We start from the raw sequence: 14,265 nt of genomic DNA on the forward strand, positions 1-14,265 counted from the left end.
GTGACCGTGACGGACACCATCGTCGCGGTCGCCACCCCGCCGGGGGTCGGCGGTATCGGTGTGGTCCGTCTATCGGGTCCCCAGGCCCTGCCCATCGCGCGGCGCCTGACCCGACGCGCGCAGCTGCTTCCACGCCACGCCCACTACGGCAGCTTCATTGATCCGGCGACTGGCGAGTCGCTGGACGACGGTCTGATCCTGTCCTTCCCGGGCCCGCACTCCTACACCGGTGAGGACGTGATCGAGCTGCAGGGCCACGGCAGCCCGGTCTTGCTGGAGGCGATCGTCGCCGCCGCGGTGGATCTCGGCGCGCGTCGTGCCCGACCGGGGGAGTTCACCGAACAGGCCTTCCTCAACGGCCGTCTCGACCTGGCGCAGGCGGAGGCGGTGGCCGATTTGATCCACGCCCAGACTGAGCAGGCCGCCAGGCTCGCGCGATCCAGCCTGGACGGCGCCCTGGCGACCGAACTCGAACCGGTCTCGCGCGCGATCCGCGACCTGCGTGTGATCATCGAGGCGGAGATCGACTTCGGCGAGACCGATCTCGAGTCGGAGGCTGCCGCCGATATCGCACGCCGTGCCGACACCCTCCACACGACCATCCGCGAACTCCTCGAACGGCTGCGTCCGGCGCGTTACTTTGCCCAGGGCTTGCGCCTGGCCCTGGTCGGCGCCCCGAATGTCGGCAAGTCCAGCTTGATGAACCGTTTGGCCGAGAGCGAGGTCGCGATTGTCACCGATCGCCCCGGGACCACTCGCGACGTCCTGCGTTCGCCGATTGCGATCCACGGGATACCGGTCGAACTGATCGACACCGCCGGGCTGCACGCGAGCGAGGATCCGGTGGAGAAGATCGGCATGGAGCGGGCGCGGGAGGCGGCCACCGGGGCTGACTTGATCCTGGAGCTGCGCGATCTCACGCGTCCGGATGCGGCCCCCGACTTGGCGGCCCCGGCGGAAATCCCGCGACTGACCGTCTGGAACAAGATGGACTGCGTCGCCGACTCCACCCGAGCGGACCACGGGCTCAGGATCTCTGCACGGACCGGGGCAGGGGTCGACGCGCTCAAACAGGCGATCGTCGAGCGCCTGGGCGTGAGCGAGGGTGGCCAGCAACGCTTCAGCGTGCGCGCGCGTCATCTGGACGGCCTGCGTACGACGGCCACGCATCTCGCCGCGATCGACGCCGCCGCGCCCCCGGACCTGATCGCCGAGGAGTTGCGTCTGGCCGAACGCGCCCTGGACGCGCTCCTCGGTCGCCAGGACCACGAGGCCCTGCTGGGCGAGATCTTCGCCGGCTTCTGCATCGGCAAGTAGTCCCCGTCATTGCGAGGCCCCGAAAGGGGCCGCGACCACCGGATTTCGCGGCCCGACGTCATGCCAGCTTCCGGAGATTACTTCGCTTTGCTCGCAATGACGGGAGGCGCTGGATGCGGCCTCTGCTGCCCATCACGGCCGAAGCCGCCGCGGCGCAACGAACCAGGCAAACAGGTCCGCGCTGCGCACCCGGAAAACCATTTGGCCCGGGGGCCGCTTCGCGCTCGCGTAACTCCCTGCTAGAATTCCGATTTTCGTGCCCGGACCGTAAGCGGCGCGAATTGCACTCACAGGCCGGACCGTCGGCCGGGATAGCAGGACCATGGCGAACTCCTTTGATGTCATCGTGATTGGCGGCGGGCACGCCGGCACCGAGGCCGCGCTGGCCGCGGCGCGCAGCGGTGCGCGCACACTGCTGCTGACCCACAACATCGAGACCATCGGCCAGATGAGCTGCAACCCGGCCATCGGGGGGATCGGCAAGGGCCACCTGGTCAAGGAGATCGATGCCCTGGGGGGCGTCATGGGCCGCGCTGCCGATGCCGCCGGCATCCATTTCCGCATCCTCAACCGACGCAAGGGCCCGGCCGTGCGCGCCACCCGCGCCCAGTCCGACCGGCAGCTCTACCGCCAGGCCATCCGCCAGTTCGTCGAGGCCGAGCCGAACCTGCAGATCTTTCAGCAGCCGGTGGCTGACATCACCGTGGCCGGCGATCGGGTCACCGGGGTGGTGACCGAGGCCGGCATCGCGTTCGGCGCCCGCGCCGTGGTGCTGACCGTGGGCACCTTCCTCAATGGTCAGATGCACACCGGGCTCACCCAGCAGCCCGGCGGGCGCGCGGGCGATCCGCCGAGTGTGCGGCTGGCGGCGCGCCTGCGCGAGATGGCCTTTGCCGTCGGGCGGCTCAAGACCGGCACACCGCCACGCATCGACGGACGCAGCGTGGATTTCTCGCGGCTCGAGCCGCAGCCGGGCGATGACCCGCGCCCGGTCTTTTCCTTCATCGGCACGATCGACGACCACCCGGCGCAGCGCCCCTGCCATATCGCGCGCACCAGCGAGAAGACCCACGATCTGATCCGGGCGAACCTGGACCAGGCGCCGATGTACTCCGGCCAGATCGACAGCACCGGCCCGCGCTATTGCCCCTCGATCGAGGACAAGGTGGTGCGGTTCGCCGACAAGACCAGTCACCAGGTCTTTGTCGAGCCGGAAGGCCTCGGCACCCACGAGCTGTATCCCAACGGGATCTCCACCTCGCTGCCGTATGCGATCCAGGTCCCCTTGGTGCGGAGCATTGCCGGGTTCGAGAACGCGCGCATCACGCGCCCCGGCTACGCCATCGAATACGACTACTTCGATCCCCGCGGCCTGCGCCCGACGCTGGCCACGCGCGAGCTCGGCAACCTGTTCTTTGCCGGCCAGATCAACGGCACCACCGGCTACGAGGAGGCCGCCGCCCAGGGCCTGGTCGCCGGGCTTAACGCCGCGCGGCTGGTGCAGGACGCCGCGCCGTTGATCCCGCAGCGCTCCGAGGCCTACATCGGCGTGCTGATCGACGACCTGGTGACCCGCGGCACCCAGGAGCCCTACCGCATGTTCACCTCGCGCGCCGAGTACCGGCTGTTGCTGCGCGAGGACAACGCCGATCTGCGCCTGACCCCGGTCGGGCGCGAGTACGGGCTGGTCGACGACGCCCGCTGGGCGCGCTTCGAGACCCGTGCCGCGGCCATCGAGACCGAGATGAGCCGACTCGGACAAACCCGCCCGGACCGCGACCAGCGAAACCGCCCGGCCCTGATCGAGTTGCTGGGCAAGGCGCCGGATCCGGATGCCACGCTGCTCGACCTGCTGCGCCGCCCCGAGGCCGATTACGATGGCTTGATGCATGCGCTGCCCGAACTGGATGCAGGCTGTACGCCCGACGTGCGCGAGCAGGCGGAGATCCAGGCCAAGTACGCCGGCTACATTGAGCGCCAGCAGGCCGAGATCGACCGCCAGGCGAAGGCCGAGCAGACCGCCCTCCCGGACAGCCTTGACTACGCCCGGGTCCACGGGCTGTCGAACGAGATCCGGCAGAAGCTGGCGGAATTCCGCCCCCATACCCTGGCCCAGGCGCAGCGCATCCCGGGCGTGACCCCGGCCGCGCTGTCGGCGTTGGCCGTGCACCTGAAGCAGCGCGCCAGTGGCGAGTAACGACTGGCGCGCTGCCCTGGCCGCCGTGGCCGGGGACTGGGCGCTGGACCCACCGGCCATCGAGGCCCTGGCGATTTATCTGGAACAGCTCGGGCGCTGGAACCGCGTGCACAACCTGACCGCGGTGCGTGACCCCGCGCAGTGGATTCGCCGGCATATCCTCGACAGCCTGACGTTGCGCCCGTATCTTCACGGGGACCGGGTGCTGGATGTCGGGACCGGCGCCGGACTGCCTGGTTTCGTACTCGCGGCCACCGAGCGCGAACGCGAATTCTGCCTGCTCGACAGCGCAGCCAAGCGCATCCGCTTCCTGCGGAACGTGATCGGACTCGCTCGGCTGTCCGGGGTCGAGGCCGTGCATGTACGGATCGAGGATTTCCAGCCCTCCGCGCCCTATACCACGGTGCTGGCGCGGGCGTTCAAGGCCCCGGCCGACATGGTCTCGCGGGTCGCGCCACAGGTGGCCGAGGGGGGCCGCGTGCTGGCCATGCTGGGTCAGCGCTCGGTCGTCGCCGAACCGCTCCCGGCCCCGTGGTCGTACCGAAGCGTGGACCCGGTTACCATTCCCGGCGAGACCGCCGAGCGGCACATCGCCATTATCGAGAGAGCCGACCCGTGACCGATACGCTGGCCATCACCAATCAGAAGGGCGGAGTGGGCAAGACCACCACCTGCGTGAACCTTGCCGCCTCGCTCGCCCGCCTGGGCAAGCGCGTACTGGTGGTGGACATGGACCCCCAGGGCAATGCGACCACCGGCTCCGGGGTCGACAAGCACGCCGACGATCCAACCTCCTGCGAGGTCCTGTTGGGGCAGGCCACCATTGCCGAGGCCGCTCATCGGGTAGAGGCGGGCTATGACCTGGTGCCGGCCAACGGCGACCTGACCGTGGCCGAGGTTCGGCTGATGGAGGCCGAGCGCCGTGAATACCGGCTGCAGGAGGCATTGGCACCGGCCAGGGAAAGCTACGATCACATCCTGGTCGATTGCCCGCCGTCGCTGAACCTCCTGACCGTCAATGGCCTGGTCGCTGCCGACGGCGTGGTCATCCCGATGCAGTGCGAGTATTACGCACTGGAGGGGTTGACCGCCCTGATGCGCACGATCGAGAGCATCCAGCGCGGACCCAATCCGAAGCTGCGCATCTCGGGTTTGCTGCGTACCATGTTCGATCCGCGCAACCGCCTGTCCGGCGACGTCTCCGAACAGCTCACCGGCCACTTCGGGGACCGCGTGTTCCGTACCGTGATCCCGCGCAACATCCGTCTTGCGGAGGCCCCCAGTTTTGGCCAGCCGGCCTTGTTGTATGATGCCTCCTCGCGCGGGGCGGTGGCCTATCTGGCCCTGGCCGGCGAGATGCTGCGGCGCTGATCGCCGCCTGTTCCCCCTTACCGACTGCCTGCAGGAACGATCGACCATGGCGAAACGAGGATTGGGCCGAGGCCTGGATGCCCTGCTCTCCGGCGCCCAGGCCGGCGGTGACGAAAACGACAGCCTCGAGCAGCTCCCGGTTGAGCAGATCCGGCGCGGCAAGTATCAACCCCGGGTGCACATGGCCGAGGCCGCGCTGGCGGAGCTGGCCGACTCGATCCGTGCCCAGGGCATCGTGCAACCGGTGGTGGTGCGGCGCCTGGACGACGGCTATGAACTGATTGCCGGCGAGCGCCGCTGGCGTGCCGCCCAGATCGCGGGCCTGGAGACCGTTCCGGCGGTGGTCCGCGACATCCCCGATCAGGCCGCCGCGGCGATGGCGCTGATCGAGAACATCCAGCGCGAGGATCTGAACCCGCTGGAAGAGGCGCAGGCCATCCGCCGCCTGATCGGCGAATTCGAGATGACGCACCAGGCCGCGGCCGACGCGGTCGGCCGCTCGCGCACCGCGGTCACCAACCTGCTGCGCCTGCTGGAACTCCACGACACGGTGAAGGACCACGTCAACGAGGGGCGTCTGGAGATGGGCCATGCCCGCTGCCTGCTGGCGGTGCCCCTGGACGACCAGCCCGGGGTGGCCGCGACCGTGGTCAAGCGAGGGCTCTCGGTGCGCGCGACCGAGCAGCTGGTCAAGAAGATCCTCGCCGCCACCCCGGAGCCGAAGAAGGATGCCGGACCCTCGCCCGAGGTGCGGCAACTGGAGACCCGTCTCTCCGACCAGCTGGGCGCCGCGGTCCAGGTTCGCTACAACCGCCAGGGCAAAGGCCGTCTGGTCATCGAATACAACAGCCTCGACGAGCTCGATGGCATCCTCGCCCACATCCAGTAACTCTCTGAGCGGCCTGGCCGATGGCCCTGAACGCCGTTTGACGCAGTAGAAGGGCGCTCTTATACTACGCGCACTTTTTGGGAGAGGGGTGGGTGTGCCCATCCGCTGAATGACACCGCGACGCTTCAGACACGCCTTACAATCGCTAGGTCTGCAGCTCGCCTTAACGCTGATACTGTCGGGCCTGCTTCTGGCCCTGTTCCCCCCGATCGTGGCGATCTCGGCTGCGGTGGGCGGCATCACCGCGACGCTCGGCAATGCCGTGGCCGCGGTTGTTGTGTTTCGGGCCTACCGTTCCGATCAGGTGGGCTCGCTGACCGCCCGCATGATGGGCGCCCAGATGGGACGACTGGCAATCATCGCGGTGGCATTCGGGGTGGCGTTCGCTTACCTGGACGAGCCGGATTTACTGGCGTTGTTCGGCATCTTCCTCCTGGTGCATCTGGCCCCCTTGTGGTGGCTGCACCGGGTTTCTGATCAAGCAATGACGAGATAACTGCATGGCTTCAGAAAGCGGACTGCCCACGATGGAAGAGCACATTGCTCACCATCTGACGAATCTTACCTTCGGACTCCACCCCGAGAAGGGGATGAGCTTCGCCACCACCAGCACCGAAGCCGCCGAAATGGGCTTCTGGGCGATCCACGTCGACTCCATGTTGTGGTCGATCGCCCTCGGCCTGCTGTTTGTCCTCACGTTCCGCGCCGCGGCCAAGAAGGTCACCGCCGGCGTCCCGGGCGGCTGGCAGAACTTCGTCGAGATGCTCATGGACTTTGTCAACGACAACGTCCGCGGTTCGTTCAAGCACAAGAACGACATGGTCGCGCCGCTCGCGCTGACCATCTTCGTCTGGATATTCCTGCTCAACCTGATGGACCTCGTGCCGGTCGACCTGATCCCGCACATCGCCTATCTGCTGGGCATCCCCTACTTCAAGATCGTGCCGACTACCGATATCAACGTGACCGCGGGCCTGGCGCTCGGTGTGTTCATCCTGATCATCTACTACTCGCTCAAGATCAAGGGCCCGGTCGGTTTCATCAAGGAACTGACGGGCATCCCGTTCCAGACCAACATCGTGTACATCAAGCCGTTCTTCTGGGTGATCAACTTCGTCCTGGAGTTCATCAACCTGCTGGCCAAGCCGGCCTCGCTCGCCCTGCGACTGTTCGGCAACCTGTACGCCGCGGAGATGATCTTCATCCTGATCGGTGTCATGTACTCTGCGGGCCTGATCATGGGTCTGGCCGGTGGTGTGCTGCACGTGGGCTGGGCAATCTTCCACATCCTGGTGGTACCGCTGCAGGCCTTCATCTTCATGGTGCTGACCGTCGTCTATCTCGACATGGCGTACAGCGAAGACCACTGATTTCGACTTCCCTACTCAACTGACTGTTTCAACACTCGACTGGAGATACAAAAATGGAAATGGCTAACGCTCTGATCGTCCTGGCTGGCTCGCTGCTTCTGGGTCTGGCCGCTGTCGGCGCCGCCATCGGCGTGGGTACCCTCGGTGGTCGCTTCCTGGAAGGCGCCGCGCGTCAGCCGGAACTGATCCCGATGCTGCGCACCCAGTTCTTCATCGTGATGGGTCTGACTGACGCCGTGCCGATGATCGGCGTGGGTATCGGCCTGTACGTCCTGTTCGCCCTGGGTTAATAAGGCTGAGCGAGTCCCGAGGTCCCCTCCACTCGTCCAACCTGAGGTAGCAGGATGAATATCAATCTGACCATCATTGGCCAGCTGCTCGCGTTCAGCGTCTTCGTGTGGTTCACGATGCGCTACGTCTGGCCGCCCATGTCCGCCGCCCTGGAAGAACGTCGCAAGAAAATTGCCGACGGCCTGGCAGCCGCGGAACGTGGCGAGAAAGAGCAGGAGCTCGCCCAGGAGCGTGCGACCGAGGTCCTCAAGGAGGCCAAGCAGCAGGCCAACGAGATCGTGGCCTCTGCGCAGAAGCGCGCCAACGACGTGGTTGAGGAAAGCAAGTCCACGGCCCACGAAGAAGGCGAACGCATCAAGCAGGCGGCGCACGCCGAGATCGAGCAAGAGATCAACCGCGCGAAGGAAGAGCTGCGCAAGCAGGTCTCCGAGCTGGCGGTTGCCGGTGCCGAGCAGATCCTGGCCAAGGAAATCGACGCCAAGGCGCACGGCGATCTGCTCAAGAAGCTCTCGGCCAAGCTGTAAGGAGACGTTATGTCAGACCTGATTTCGGTCGCCCGACCCTACGCTCGCGCAGCTTTCGAGCGGGCCCGCGAGGCCAAGGATCTCGCCGGCTGGGCCGAGCAGCTCGAATTGCTGGCGGCGATCGCCCGCGATTCGCAGATGCACAGTCTCCTCTCCAACCCGCGGGTCCCGCGGCCGGACCGGGCACAGCTCGTGCTCGACGTGGCCGGTGACAAGGTGGGGCCCGAGGCGGGGAACCTGGTTCGCCTGCTGGCCGAAAACGGCCGGCTGCCCGCCCTCCCCGCCGTGAGCGATGCCTTTGCCGAATTGAAGGCCGCGGCCGAGCACCGCGTCCATGCCGACGTGACCGCCTTTCGCAAGCTCACCCAGGCGCAGGAGAAAGAGATCCACGACGCCCTGGCCAAGGGCCTGGGCTGCGAAGTCGATCTCGAGCATTCGGTCGACAGCGCCCTTCTTGGAGGGGCCATCATCCGCGCCGGCGACCTGGTAATCGACGGCTCCGTGCGAGGCCAGCTGAACCGCCTGGCTGCCAATTTGAGTCGCTAAGAGGATATTTAACATGCAACTGAATCCCTCCGAGATCAGTGATCTGATCAAACAGCGCATCGAGAAATTCGATGCCTCGTCCGAGGCCTCCAACGAGGGCACCGTGGTCAGCGTGACCGACGGTATCGCCCGCGTCCACGGTCTCGGTGACGTCATGCAGGGCGAGATGCTCGAGTTCCCGGGCGACACCTTCGGCATGGCGCTTAACCTTGAACGCGACTCTGTGGGTGTCGTGATCCTGGGCGACTACAAGCACATCTCCGAGGGCCAGACGGTCAAGTGCACCGGCCGCATCCTCGAAGTGCCGGTTGGCGAGGCGCTGCTGGGTCGGGTAGTCGATTCTCTGGGTCGTCCGATCGACGGCAAGGGCCCGATCGAAAGCGACATCACCAGCCCGATCGAAAAGATCGCGCCCGGTGTTATCGAGCGCAAGTCGGTCGACCAGCCGCTGCAGTCCGGCATCAAGGCGATCGACGCCATGGTCCCGGTCGGTCGCGGCCAGCGCGAGCTGATCATCGGCGACCGCCAGACCGGCAAGACCGCCGTCGCGATCGATGCGATCATTAACCAGAAGGACTCCGGCGTTAAGTGCGTCTACGTCGCGGTTGGCCAGAAGGCCTCCTCGGTCGCTTCCGTGGTGTCCAAGCTGGAAGAAGCCGGCGCGATGCAGAACACCATCATCGTGGCCGCCAATGCGTCGGAGTCGGCGGCGATGCAGTTCATCGCCCCGTACGCCGGCTGCGCGATGGGCGAATACTTCCGCGATCGCGGCGAAGACGCGCTGATCGTCTACGATGACCTCACCAAACAGGCCTGGGCCTACCGTCAGGTATCCCTGCTCCTGCGTCGTCCGCCGGGTCGTGAGGCCTACCCGGGTGATGTGTTCTACCTGCATTCGCGTCTGCTGGAGCGTGCCTCGCGTGTGAACGCCGAGTACGTCGAAGAGAAGACCAACGGTGAGGTGAAGGGCAAGACCGGTTCGCTGACCGCATTGCCAATCATCGAGACCCAGGCGGGTGACGTCTCCGCGTTCGTTCCGACCAACGTGATCTCGATCACCGATGGTCAGATCTTCCTCGAGACCGACCTGTTCAATTCCGGTATTCGCCCGGCGATCAACGCCGGTCTGTCGGTGTCCCGAGTCGGTGGTGCCGCCCAGACCAAGATCATCAAGAAGCTGGGTGGCGGCGTGCGTCTCGCGCTGGCGCAGTATCGTGAGCTGGCGGCGTTCTCGCAGTTTGCCTCCGATCTGGACGAACTGACCCGCAAGCAGCTGGATCGCGGTAAGCGCGTGACCGAGCTGATGAAGCAGGGTCAGTACCAGCCGATGTCCATCGGCGAGATGGCCTTTTCGCTGTACGCCGCGAACGAAGGCTTCCTCGACGACGTCGAGGCCGACAAGATCGTGAGCTTCGAGAAGGAACTGATCGCCTACGCGCGTTCCTCCCAGAAGGAGCTCCTGGACGAAATCAACAGCACTGGCGACTACAACGACTCCATTCAGGAAAAGCTGAAAAGCGCCCTGGAAGAGTTCAAGGCCAAGCACAGCTGGTAACGGGAGCACGCAATGGCGGGCACTAAGGAGATCCGGACGCAGATCAAGAGTATCAAGAATACTCAGAAGATCACCAAGGCGATGGAAATGGTCGCCGCGTCCAAGATGCGCAAGGCCCAGGACCGCATGCAGGAGTCCCGGCCTTACGCACAGAAGATCCACGACGTGATCGGTCACGTCGCGATGGCGAATGCGGAGTACAAGCATCCGTTCATGGTGGAACGCGAGGTCAAGCGCGTCGCGCTGATCATCGTGTCGACGGACCGTGGTCTTTGCGGCGGCTTGAACACCAACCTGTTCAAGAAGGCCGTGATCGAGATGCGTCGCTACCGCGACGAGGGCGTCGAGGTCGATCTGTGCGTGATCGGGAGCAAGGCGCTGCAGTTCTTCAAGCGCCTGGGCGGCAACATCGTGGCCGAGTCCAAGGATCTCGGGGACCGTCCGCACATCAACGACCTGATCGGTTCGATCAAGGTGGTGCTGGACAACTTCCGCGACGGCAAGGTCGATCGCGTGGTGCTGCTCGAGAACAAGTTCGTCAACACCATGACGCAGCAGGCCCAGGCCACGCAGTTGCTGCCGACGGCGCCTAGCCGCGACGAATCGCTCAAGCACCACTGGGATTACATCTACGAGCCCGACACGCATCCGGTGATGGATACGCTGCTCGAGCGCTATGTCGAGTCCCTGATCTATCAGGCGGTGGTCGAGAACGTGGCCTGCGAGATGGCCGCACGCATGGTCGCGATGAAGTCGGCCTCCGACAACGCCGGCACGATGATCAAGGACCTGCAGCTCGTCTACAACAAGGCGCGCCAGGCTGCGATCACCCAGGAGATCTCCGAGATCGTCGGCGGCGCGGCTGCGGTCTAGCGCCCACCGGCACGAATCGGTCGACTCGGCACGAATTACGACTTACGAGGATGAACAAATGAGTTCTGGAAAGATTGTCGAAATCATCGGCGCCGTCGTGGACGTGGAATTCCCCCACGGCGAAGTGCCCAAGATCTACGACGCGCTGACCCTGGAAAACGGTCTGACCCTGGAAGTCCAGCAGCAGCTGGGCGACGGCGTGGTACGTACCATTGCCATGGGCACGACCGAGGGCGTGAAGCGTCAGACCGCGGTTACCGCCACGGGCAAGCCGATCTCCGTGCCGGTCGGCAAGGGGACCCTGGGTCGGGTGATGGATGTCCTCGGTCGTCCGGTGGACAACGCCGGTGCTGTGGAGGCCCAGGAGACCTGGTCGATCCACCGCGCCGCCCCGACCTTTGACGAGCAGGCGGGCTCGACCGAGCTGCTGGAAACCGGCATCAAGGTCATCGACCTGCTGTGTCCCTTCGCGAAGGGCGGCAAGGTCGGCCTGTTTGGTGGGGCCGGCGTGGGCAAGACCGTTAACATGATGGAGCTGATCCGTAATATCGCGATCGAGCACTCCGGTTATTCGGTGTTTGCGGGTGTCGGGGAGCGTACTCGTGAGGGCAACGACTTCTACCACGAGATGAAGGACTCCAACGTCCTCGACAAGGTGGCCCTGGTCTATGGCCAGATGAACGAGCCGCCGGGTAACCGTCTGCGCGTAGCGCTGACCGGTCTGACCATGGCCGAGTTCTTCCGTGACGAAGGCCGTGACGTGCTGATGTTCATTGACAACATCTACCGTTACACCCTGGCCGGTACCGAGGTCTCGGCGCTGCTGGGTCGTATGCCCTCCGCGGTGGGCTACCAGCCGACCCTGGCGGAAGAGATGGGTGTGCTCCAGGAGCGCATCACCTCGACCAAGAAAGGCTCGATCACCTCCATCCAGGCCGTCTACGTGCCGGCGGATGACTTGACTGACCCGTCCCCCGCCACCACCTTCGCGCACCTGGATGCCACGGTCGTGCTGTCCCGCCAGATCGCCGAGCTGGGCATCTACCCGGCGGTGGACCCGCTGGACTCGACCTCGCGTCAGCTGGATCCGCAGATCATCGGGCAGGAACACTACGACACCGCGCGGGCCGTGCAGGGCACCCTGCAGCGCTACAAGGAGCTGAAGGACATCATCGCGATCCTCGGCATGGACGAGCTGTCGGAAGATGACAAGCTGGCCGTGGCCCGTGCGCGAAAGATCCAGCGCTACCTGTCGCAGCCGTTCTTCGTTGCGGAAGTCTTCACCGGCGCACCGGGCAAGTACGTCTCCCTGAAGGACACCATCCGGGCGTTCAAGGCCATCGTGGACGGCGAGTACGATCACCTGCCGGAACAGGCCTTCTACATGGTCGGCACGATCGAAGAAGCTGTCGAGAAGGCCGAGAAGCTCGGCTAAGGAGCAAGGCGTTATGCCCATGAATATGCATGTGGATGTGGTCAGTGCGGAGGAGTCGATCTACTCCGGGACGGCCCTGATGATCGCCGCACCCGCCGAGGGGGGCGAGGTCGGCGTGTATGCCGGGCATACGCAGATGCTCGCCCGGCTGAATCCGGGTGAACTGCGCATCCTGGAAAAGGAAGGCGCGGAGCCGCAGCCGGTGTTCGTGTCCGGCGGCATCCTCGAGGTGCAGCCGTACCATGTGACCGTTCTGGCGGACACTGCGGTGCGTGCGAAGGATCTTGACGAGGCCGAGGCCATCGAGGCGAAAAAACGTGCGGAGGAGGCACTGGCCAACTCCAAGGCCGATTTCGACTACGCCAAGGCCCAGGCCGAGCTGGTCGAGGCGGCGGCACGCCTGCAGATGATCCAGAAGCTGCGCCGGAAATAATCCGGCAAACTGCGACGGATGACTTACGCTAAGGGCCAACCATCTCGGTTGGCCCTTTATCATTGTCCCCATGCCTGAATCCAAGCCCCTTCACATCGCGGTACTTGCAGCCGGCAAGGGCACGCGCATGCGCTCGCGCCATCCGAAAGTCCTGCAAGCCCTCGCCGGCCGTCCGCTGCTGGCCCATGTCCTGGAAAGAGTAGCGGCGCTGGACGCCGCAGCCTGCCACGTGGTGGTCGGTCACGAACAGAAGCGGGTGCGGGCAGCGTTCGCCGACTCCCCGCAAGCCTTGACCTGGGTCGACCAGGGGGAGCCCCGCGGGACCGGCCACGCGGTGTTTCGAGCCCTTGAAGCCATCCCGGACGGCGCACGTGTACTGGTGACCTATGGCGATGTCCCGCGCATCCCGATTGCCGACCTGGTGGCCTGTGCGGACGGCGACGGTGTCACCGTGCTGGCCGCCCGGGTCGTCGACCCGAGCGGTTATGGGCGCTTGATTCTGGATTCGTCGGGGCAACTTGAGCGGATCGTCGAGGACAAGGAGGCCAGTGCACGGGAACGTGCCGTGGACCTGATCAATACCGGTGTCCTGGCTGCCCCCGCGGGTGAGCTGCGCCGATGGCTGGCCGCCTGTGAGCCACGGGTGACCGGACCCCGCGAGTGGTACCTGACCGATGTCGTGGCGGCAGCCCGCGCCGACGGATGTGCCGTCGGCGTGGTGGAAAGCGGCGACGCCGCGGCAGTGCTCGGGGTGAATGACCGCGAGCAACTGGCGGTTCAGGAACGGCTGTACCAGGCAGCCCTTGGTGCGGGGATGATGCGCGAGGGTCTGGGCCTTGCCGACCCCGCGCGCCTGGATGTGCGCGGTGTTCTCACCTTCGGGCGCGACTGCCAGATCGATGTGAACGTCGTGATCGAGGGCACGGTGACGCTCTCGGACGATGTTTATATTGGACCCGGTTGCGTGCTGCGGGACTGCGACATCGGTTCCGGCACGCAGATCGCGGCGCATAGTGTCCTCGAGGGGGTGCGGGTTCATGCCGATGCGCGGATTGGACCGTTCGCCCGCCTGCGGCCCGGCACCGAACTGGGGACCGGCGCGCGCGTGGGCAACTTCGTCGAGATCAAGAATGCCACCCTGGGTGCCGGGGCCAAGGCGAACCACCTGACCTACGTCGGTGACGCCCGGGTTGGCGCTGGCGCCAATCTGGGCGCGGGCACCATTACGTGCAACTATGATGGCGCCAAAAAGCATCGCACCGAGATCGGCGAGCGCGCCTTTATCGGCTCCAATACGGCATTGGTGGCTCCGATACGCATCGGGGACGACGCGACCGTGGGCGCAGGGTCAACCCTGTCCGACGACGTCGAGGCGGGCGCTCTCGCGCTGACTCGCGCCCGAGCCCGCACGATTCGCGACTGGCCGCGCCCGAAGAAGAGCGGTAACGACAAGGAGAAGTAATC

Annotated in this window: 15 protein-coding genes; all 15 read left to right on the forward strand. The window is 65.5% G+C overall.

The annotated features are described in order from the left end of the window. Nucleotides 1–1,317: a tRNA uridine-5-carboxymethylaminomethyl(34) synthesis GTPase MnmE gene (gene mnmE, locus TVD_RS13520; protein WP_047251850.1), complete on the forward strand. Its 1,317-nt coding sequence runs from the start codon at nt 1–3 to the stop codon at nt 1,315–1,317. A gap of 322 nt (nt 1,318–1,639) precedes the next feature. Then, the gene (mnmG, locus tag TVD_RS13530) at nt 1,640–3,514 is read left to right on the forward strand and encodes a tRNA uridine-5-carboxymethylaminomethyl(34) synthesis enzyme MnmG (RefSeq protein WP_047251852.1); all 1,875 of its coding nucleotides are present in this window, start codon (nt 1,640–1,642) and stop codon (nt 3,512–3,514) included. Then, nucleotides 3,504–4,133 (forward strand): 16S rRNA (guanine(527)-N(7))-methyltransferase RsmG, encoded by a 630-nt coding sequence (rsmG, locus tag TVD_RS13535; protein WP_018168794.1) that lies wholly within the window; start codon nt 3,504–3,506, stop codon nt 4,131–4,133. The genes mnmG and rsmG overlap by 11 nt, the downstream gene beginning before the upstream one ends. Then, nucleotides 4,130–4,885 (forward strand): ParA family protein, encoded by a 756-nt coding sequence (locus TVD_RS13540; RefSeq protein WP_047251853.1) that lies wholly within the window; start codon nt 4,130–4,132, stop codon nt 4,883–4,885. The genes rsmG and TVD_RS13540 overlap by 4 nt, the downstream gene beginning before the upstream one ends. Nucleotides 4,886–4,931: 46 nt before the next feature. Continuing rightward, on the forward strand, nt 4,932–5,774 hold the full coding sequence (locus TVD_RS13545; RefSeq protein ID WP_047251854.1) for a ParB/RepB/Spo0J family partition protein: 843 nt from the start codon (nt 4,932–4,934) through the stop codon (nt 5,772–5,774). Between the two features lie 109 nt (nt 5,775–5,883). Beyond that, nucleotides 5,884–6,270 (forward strand): ATP synthase subunit I, encoded by a 387-nt coding sequence (locus TVD_RS13550; RefSeq protein WP_018144955.1) that lies wholly within the window; start codon nt 5,884–5,886, stop codon nt 6,268–6,270. Between the two features lie 31 nt (nt 6,271–6,301). Next, nucleotides 6,302–7,144 carry a F0F1 ATP synthase subunit A gene (atpB, locus tag TVD_RS13555; protein ID WP_026182062.1) on the forward strand — a complete coding sequence of 281 codons (843 nt, stop codon included), beginning with the start codon at nt 6,302–6,304 and terminating at the stop codon, nt 7,142–7,144. Nucleotides 7,145–7,197: 53 nt separating this feature from the next. Next, nucleotides 7,198–7,434, forward strand: coding sequence for a F0F1 ATP synthase subunit C (atpE, locus tag TVD_RS13560; RefSeq protein WP_012983953.1), 237 nt, complete (start codon nt 7,198–7,200; stop codon nt 7,432–7,434). 54 nt (nt 7,435–7,488) lie between these two features. Next, on the forward strand, nt 7,489–7,959 hold the full coding sequence (locus TVD_RS13565; protein ID WP_018144953.1) for a F0F1 ATP synthase subunit B: 471 nt from the start codon (nt 7,489–7,491) through the stop codon (nt 7,957–7,959). 9 nt (nt 7,960–7,968) lie between these two features. Continuing rightward, nucleotides 7,969–8,505 (forward strand): F0F1 ATP synthase subunit delta, encoded by a 537-nt coding sequence (locus TVD_RS13570; protein WP_047251855.1) that lies wholly within the window; start codon nt 7,969–7,971, stop codon nt 8,503–8,505. A 13-nt stretch (nt 8,506–8,518) separates the two neighbouring features. After that, entirely contained in the window at nt 8,519–10,060 is a 1,542-nt protein-coding gene (gene atpA / locus TVD_RS13575) for a F0F1 ATP synthase subunit alpha (RefSeq protein WP_018168790.1), read from the forward strand. Between the two features lie 12 nt (nt 10,061–10,072). Next, nucleotides 10,073–10,933: a F0F1 ATP synthase subunit gamma gene (gene atpG, locus TVD_RS13580; RefSeq protein ID WP_018168789.1), complete on the forward strand. Its 861-nt coding sequence runs from the start codon at nt 10,073–10,075 to the stop codon at nt 10,931–10,933. A gap of 58 nt (nt 10,934–10,991) precedes the next feature. Further along, a complete protein-coding gene (atpD, locus tag TVD_RS13585) occupies nt 10,992–12,368 on the forward strand; it encodes a F0F1 ATP synthase subunit beta (RefSeq protein WP_047251856.1) in 1,377 nt (458 codons plus the stop codon). Between the two features lie 13 nt (nt 12,369–12,381). Next, the gene (locus TVD_RS13590) at nt 12,382–12,801 is read left to right on the forward strand and encodes a F0F1 ATP synthase subunit epsilon (protein ID WP_018144948.1); all 420 of its coding nucleotides are present in this window, start codon (nt 12,382–12,384) and stop codon (nt 12,799–12,801) included. 127 nt (nt 12,802–12,928) lie between these two features. Then, nucleotides 12,929–14,263 (forward strand): bifunctional UDP-N-acetylglucosamine diphosphorylase/glucosamine-1-phosphate N-acetyltransferase GlmU, encoded by a 1,335-nt coding sequence (glmU, locus tag TVD_RS13595; RefSeq protein ID WP_047251857.1) that lies wholly within the window; start codon nt 12,929–12,931, stop codon nt 14,261–14,263. The last annotated feature ends 2 nt before the right edge of the window (nt 14,264–14,265 follow it).

Origin of the sequence: Thioalkalivibrio versutus, from assembly GCF_001020955.1 — a bacterium.
In the GTDB taxonomy this organism is placed as follows: Bacteria; Pseudomonadota; Gammaproteobacteria; order Ectothiorhodospirales; family Ectothiorhodospiraceae; genus Thioalkalivibrio; species Thioalkalivibrio versutus.

Bases quoted from the DNA above. Each gene is read 5' to 3' on its own strand.
- atpE (WP_012983953.1), top strand. From the start codon at position 7,198: ATGGAAATGGCTAACGCTCTGATCGTCCTGGCTGGCTCGCTGCTTCTG.
- atpA (WP_018168790.1), top strand. From the start codon at position 8,519: ATGCAACTGAATCCCTCCGAGATCAGTGATCTGATCAAACAGCGCATC.
- TVD_RS13570 (WP_047251855.1), top strand. From the start codon at position 7,969: ATGTCAGACCTGATTTCGGTCGCCCGACCCTACGCTCGCGCAGCTTTC.
- mnmG (WP_047251852.1), top strand. From the start codon at position 1,640: ATGGCGAACTCCTTTGATGTCATCGTGATTGGCGGCGGGCACGCCGGC.
- TVD_RS13545 (WP_047251854.1), top strand. From the start codon at position 4,932: ATGGCGAAACGAGGATTGGGCCGAGGCCTGGATGCCCTGCTCTCCGGC.
- glmU (WP_047251857.1), top strand. From the start codon at position 12,929: ATGCGCTCGCGCCATCCGAAAGTCCTGCAAGCCCTCGCCGGCCGTCCG.
- atpG (WP_018168789.1), top strand. From the start codon at position 10,073: ATGGCGGGCACTAAGGAGATCCGGACGCAGATCAAGAGTATCAAGAAT.
- TVD_RS13550 (WP_018144955.1), top strand. From the start codon at position 5,884: ATGACACCGCGACGCTTCAGACACGCCTTACAATCGCTAGGTCTGCAG.
- TVD_RS13565 (WP_018144953.1), top strand. From the start codon at position 7,489: ATGAATATCAATCTGACCATCATTGGCCAGCTGCTCGCGTTCAGCGTC.
- TVD_RS13590 (WP_018144948.1), top strand. From the start codon at position 12,382: ATGCCCATGAATATGCATGTGGATGTGGTCAGTGCGGAGGAGTCGATC.
- atpD (WP_047251856.1), top strand. From the start codon at position 10,992: ATGAGTTCTGGAAAGATTGTCGAAATCATCGGCGCCGTCGTGGACGTG.
- atpB (WP_026182062.1), top strand. From the start codon at position 6,302: ATGGAAGAGCACATTGCTCACCATCTGACGAATCTTACCTTCGGACTC.